The sequence below is a fragment of the Arthrobacter sp. H41 genome (assembly GCF_000520535.1).
Taxonomy (GTDB): Bacteria; Actinomycetota; Actinomycetes; order Actinomycetales; family Micrococcaceae; genus Arthrobacter_D.
The window spans coordinates 1-4,954 of sequence record NZ_AZRZ01000459.1; the positions used below are offsets into that span (position 1 = coordinate 1).

A 4,954-nucleotide genomic window follows, 5' to 3' on the forward strand; every position below is an offset into this window, starting at 1 on the left:
CCCCCGCACCGTACATTCCACCCGCCCCCGCACCGTACATTGCACCCGCACCACCCGCGGCAGACCCCTACCCGGGGTACACCGGTCCGCGCTGCTACGCCCCGGGTGGCAAAACCTATCGGCCCTGCTGACGCCGTCGTCGTCGTGCCCTCCCCGAATCAAGTGCGCACCAATGACGTGAAACCGCGCGCCGAGCCGTCATTACTGAGCACTTGATGGGGAGGCCGATCCAATGTCGCCCTCGCGCCTGCCGAACCCTTGGACTAGATTCGAAGGAACGCACCCTCGAGAAGAATGGAGCATCACCATGAAGAACAAGCTTGTTTTCACCGCAGGTATGGCTGCCGGTTACGTCCTGGGGTCCCGCGCCGGTCGCGGGAGCTACGAGAAGATCAAGACGAAGGCCACCGAACTGTGGAACGACCCCAAGGTCCAGGAGAAGGTTTCCAGTACCACCGAGTCGGTCAGGACCAAGGCGCCCGCGGTGCAGGAGAAGCTGACCGGCGCTCTGAAGCGGGACAAGTCGTCGGATTCGTCCGGTAGCGGGTCCGGTAGCGGATCGGCCTCCGGGAGCCCGACAGTGCCGGTAGTAACATCCACCGGCACCGGTGAAGGAACCGGCGGGACAACCACTGGCGGAAGCGGCGGGGCCGGCGGAACGAACGGCACCGGCCCCGGCGGTGGCGACCCTGAGCAGGTTGACATCACGCCCTTCCTGAACCAGGACGACGAAACCCGCCCACCGCTGTAGGGCTCGGAAAAGCGGATCACCAGGAGACGGTGTTGAATTCCAAGCCGCAGCGCCTCACCGCGACCATCACGGGTGAGGTGCAGGCGGTGGGATTCCGCTACTGGGCACGCCGTTCCGCCGATGATCTCGGTCTGACGGGGTCCGCCATCAACAATCCGGACGGCTCGGTATCGCTGGTGGCGGAGGGCCCGACGTCGGGCCTGACCGAACTGCTCCGCCGGATCGAAGCCGGCGAGACGCCGGGCCGTGTCGATTCTGTTGACGCGGCACTTAAAGAATCCAGTGGAAGCTCCACGGGGTTTGAGTGCCTTTGAAGCGGCGAGGCGAGCCGTCCTTTTCGGAGCCTGTGCTGCGGCACTCGGAGCCGTGAGCGGTTGCAACGCTGGTGGAGGGCGCCTGAACAACGCCGCACATCCGGCGCTCCTCGCCGCGCGGCCGGGCGAGGTATCGCCGAGAAGCCCCATTCCGCCGGGTTCACATCCGCTTGACGTGGAACAGGAACGGGACTCGCTCGTCCACGTGCCCGCGGCGCTGAGTCCCGACGAGCCTGCGCCCCTGCTGGTTTCCCTGCACGGCGCAGGGGGTGATGCCGTCGGCGGGCTGTCGCTGCTCACTCCACTTGCCGACCAGTACAAAATCGTGATTCTCTCACCGGCTTCGCGGGGAAGCACCTGGGATGCCATCCGGGACGGCTACGGGCCCGACGTCGACCTCCTCAACCGCTCGCTTGAGGAGGTGTTCCGGTCGGTTGCCATCGATCCCGAACGGATCGGCGTTGCCGGGTTCTCCGACGGCGCATCCTATGCTCTTGGTCTCGGCCTGGCGAACGGCGGGCTTTTCCGGCGCCTTCTCGCCTTCTCGCCCGGTTTCATCCCGGTAGGCCCGCGGAATGGGAAGCCGGCAGTGTTCGTGTCGCACGGGGTGAATGACACCGTCCTCCCCATCCGCAGCACCAGCCGCCGCATCATCCCCGCCCTGGAGGACGACGGATATGACGTGACATACCGGGAGTTCGACGGGCCGCATACCGTGCCGGCGGACATCGTGCAGGAAGCCGCGGCGTGGCTGGACTGGAGCCGGCCCAGGTGAAAACCGGCCCGGCTGAAGTTGAACGCCGGCCCGGTCAGCGAGACGCCTTTTCGGACTCGGCGTCCTCGAAGGCAAGGATCGCGTTCACCGAAACCGCCGTCCGGTACGCATCCCCCGCCGCCGAGATCAACTGTGCACCCGGATCCGCCACATTGCCGACAGCCCATACGCGGTCGATGCTCGTGCGGCCGAGGTCGTCGGTGGCCACGCAGCCGTCCTCCCGGAAATCGCAGCCGAGGGCCGAGATCAGGGGCGAATCCACTTCGGCCTGAGGCTCGCAGAACACCGCCGCGCACTCGACCACCGTCCCGTCAGCAAGCTCAACCGACTCGAGGCCGGCGGGCCCGGAAACGAGGCGGCGGACTGCGCCGTCGACAATCCGCACACCCCGCGCCTCGAGCGTGAGTGCGTCGTCGGACGGAATGGTCCCCAACGTGTGGGTGAACAGCGTGACTGCCGATGACCACTGCCGCAGAAGCACTGCCTGCTGCAGTGATGTTTCCTCGGTGGCAAGGACACCGAGTTCACGGTCGCGCACCTCCCAACCATGGCAATAGGGGCACTGCAGCAGCCCCTTGCCCCAGGCTTCACGCGCCCCCTCGACGTCCGGCAGGACGTCCCTCAAGCCGGTGGCCAGCACCAGGTGGCGGACGCGCAGGGTGTTCCCGTCGCCGAGCCCCAAGGTCCAGATGCCGGCGTCGTCCCGCGCGGTCCTCGCTTCGCCATCGAAGAAAACCGCCCCGTAGGATTCCACTTCCTCCCGGCCGAGGCGCACCAGCTCGAGCGGCGACTCGCCATCGCGGGTCAGGAAGCCCTGGGCGGCCGCGGCCGGTGCGTTCCGGGGCTGCCGGACGTTCACCACGGCCACCCGGCGTCGGGCCCGCGCCAGCACCAGGGCCGCGCTGAGCCCAGCTACTCCGCCGCCCACCACAACCACATCGAACTGTTCCGCTTCCCCCTCGACCATGCTTCTATCCGACCACGAAAGGGTGCAATCGGTCAGCCTGCCGAGAATCGTGCGTGCTCACTTGACGCGGCGTGCGGCTTTGGTGCCCAAAGCCTTCACCAATGAAGTGAAACGCGCGTTGTCCTCGAGATGATCGATCAGCACGGCCTCACCGTCCGCGTCGGCCAGCGGGATCTGCCAGTTCGGGTACTCGTCGTTGGTGCCGGGCTGATTCTGCGTGCGGCGCTCCCCCACAGCATCCGCCAGTGCCACCCCGAGGAGTACCGACGGCGACTGGGCAATCAGCGCGTGCAGCGCCTCGACCGTCTCCTGCACCGATGCTTCACCTTTCGCGGGCAGCAGTTTCCTCTTCCGCAACAGCGACAGGAAGGTTTCCTGCACCGCCTGGTCCTCGGCCCGTTCCTCCTCGACCGGCCTGCTGAGCAAACCGAGCTTCTCCCGCAGGGCAACATGCTCGCCCACGAGGTAGCCGGCCGACGGCGGCAGGTCGTGCGTGGTCACGGTGGTCAGACACCCCTGCCGGTACTTCTCGGGGACGATCGGCCCGTCGTCGTCCTGCTCGAACCACAGGATGGATGTCCCGAAAATGCCGCGCTCCGCCAGGTACTCCTGGACCCCCGGCTCGAAGACGCCAAGATCCTCACCCACGACGACGGCGCCCGCGCGCTCCGCCTCCAGTGCGAGGATCCCGATCAGGGCCTCGTGGTCGTAGTACACGTACGCCCCGCCACCGGGCGCGGAGCCCTGCGGAATCCACCACAGCCGGAAGAGCCCGAGGATGTGGTCGATGCGGATCCCGCCGGCATGCCGGAGGATGTTGCGCAGCATGTCCCGGAAGGCCTGGTACCCGGACTCGGCAAGCCGCTCGGGATGCCACGGCGGCTGGCTCCAGTCCTGCCCGTGCTGGTTGAACATGTCCGGCGGCGCGCCCACGCTGATGCCGGAGGCCAGGACGTCCTGCAGCGTCCAGGCGTCGGCCCCGCTGGGATGGACTCCCACCGCGAGGTCGTGCATGATGCCGATGCCCATCCCGCTTCCCGTCGCCTCCAGCTGGGCTTCCTGCAACTGTTCGTCACACAGCCACTGCAGCCACTCGTGGAACTCGATGCGGGGCGCCAGCAGCTCGGCCTGGGCGAGTGCCTCCGCGCTGCCCGGCCTCCCCACCTTCGCCCACTCGGGTCCACCCGGAACGTAGGTCTCGGCGAGCGCCGACCACAGTGCGAAGTCCCTCAGCCCCTGTCCCTGGTGCGCGAGGAACTCCTCGAAATCACCCTGCCGTTGACCGGGACGCTGGACACGGAAGACCAGCTCGAGCGCCTCGAGCTTCGCCCCGAAGGACGCATCCCTATCCAGTCGGTCAGCACTCGTGTTGGACCGGAGAAAGCCCCTCGCGAGCTCGTCGACCCGGCCCCGGCCTTCGTCGTCGAGCCGTCCATACTCCGGGATGTCCTCGATCCGCAGGTACATCGGGTGGAAGAAGCGCCGCGTGGTGGGCAGGTAGGGCGAGGGCTCGACGGGCGGCACCGGTTCGGCGGCGTGGAGGGGATTGACCAGCACGAATCCCGCGCCCTTCCCTGCCGCCACCTGGGCAAGGGCACCGAGGTCCCCGAGGTCCCCGATTCCCCAGGACCGCGAGGACCGCACCGAGTAGAGCTGCACCATGAGCCCCCAGGACCGCTTGTCGAGAAGGCGCTGCGTCGTGGAGAGGCGGTCGGGCGTGATGACGAGCGCGCACTGCGCCTGTTGCCCGTCCATCTCCGCGTGAAGCGTATGCCAGCCCAGCGGCAGCGCATGCGGAAGCACTGCGGAGAGGCTGACCCGCTTCTCGCCGTCGATCTCCCGCTCGGCGATCGGAGAAGCGTCCACGATGCCGCTGTAATGAATGCCGTCCTCGCCGGTCGCCCACACCCGCACCTCGGCACCGGCGGGCGCGTGGACCGGAATTGGGCCCAGCCGGCCTTCCCGCACGACGACGACGCGCGGCAGCAGCCTGCGCCACGGGGCGGCGTCCAACTCGACGAGCGACTCCCTGACATCCTCATCGGTGCCGGCCGGCACGCCGAGGGCGGTCAACACCGTGACGAGGGTTTCGCGCTCCACCTGTTTCGGCTCGCCGTCCCATCCCAGGAAGGTGGTGCCCACCCGGT

5 protein-coding genes are annotated in these 4,954 nt (G+C 67.9%); 3 read left to right on the top strand and 2 right to left on the bottom strand.

The annotated features are described in order from the left end of the window. Window positions 1-307: 307 nt before the first annotated feature. Genes Y705_RS16425 through Y705_RS0101260 form a run of 3 tightly spaced genes read left to right on the top strand, consistent with a single transcriptional unit; the run spans window position 308 to window position 1,840 of the window. Window positions 308-751, top strand: a complete 444-nt coding sequence (locus Y705_RS16425) for a hypothetical protein (RefSeq protein WP_049822084.1) — start codon at window positions 308-310, stop codon at window positions 749-751. A 32-nt stretch (window positions 752-783) separates the two neighbouring features. Next, on the top strand, window positions 784-1,065 hold the full coding sequence (locus Y705_RS0101255) for an acylphosphatase (protein ID WP_216698694.1): 282 nt from the start codon (window positions 784-786) through the stop codon (window positions 1,063-1,065). Between the two features lie 52 nt (window positions 1,066-1,117). Then, window positions 1,118-1,840 carry an alpha/beta hydrolase gene (locus Y705_RS0101260; RefSeq protein WP_216698696.1) on the top strand — a complete coding sequence of 241 codons (723 nt, stop codon included), beginning with the start codon at window positions 1,118-1,120 and terminating at the stop codon, window positions 1,838-1,840. A 34-nt stretch (window positions 1,841-1,874) separates the two neighbouring features. On the opposite strand, the gene Y705_RS0101265 is transcribed toward Y705_RS0101260, so the two are convergent. Both Y705_RS0101265 and malQ read right to left on the bottom strand, forming a co-directional pair. Next, on the bottom strand, window positions 1,875-2,807 hold the full coding sequence (locus tag Y705_RS0101265) for an NAD(P)/FAD-dependent oxidoreductase (protein ID WP_026531556.1): 933 nt from the start codon (window positions 2,805-2,807) through the stop codon (window positions 1,875-1,877). 57 nt (window positions 2,808-2,864) lie between these two features. Beyond that, window positions 2,865-4,954 (bottom strand): 4-alpha-glucanotransferase (gene malQ, locus Y705_RS16430; protein WP_253908433.1); only part of this gene is annotated, 2,090 nt, incomplete at its 5' end.

Coding starts and splice junctions, on each gene's coding strand:
- Y705_RS16425 (WP_049822084.1), top strand. CDS start 308: ATGAAGAACAAGCTTGTTTTCACCGCAGGTATGGCTGCCGGTTACGTC.
- Y705_RS0101265 (WP_026531556.1), bottom strand. CDS start 2,807: ATGGTCGAGGGGGAAGCGGAACAGTTCGATGTGGTTGTGGTGGGCGGC.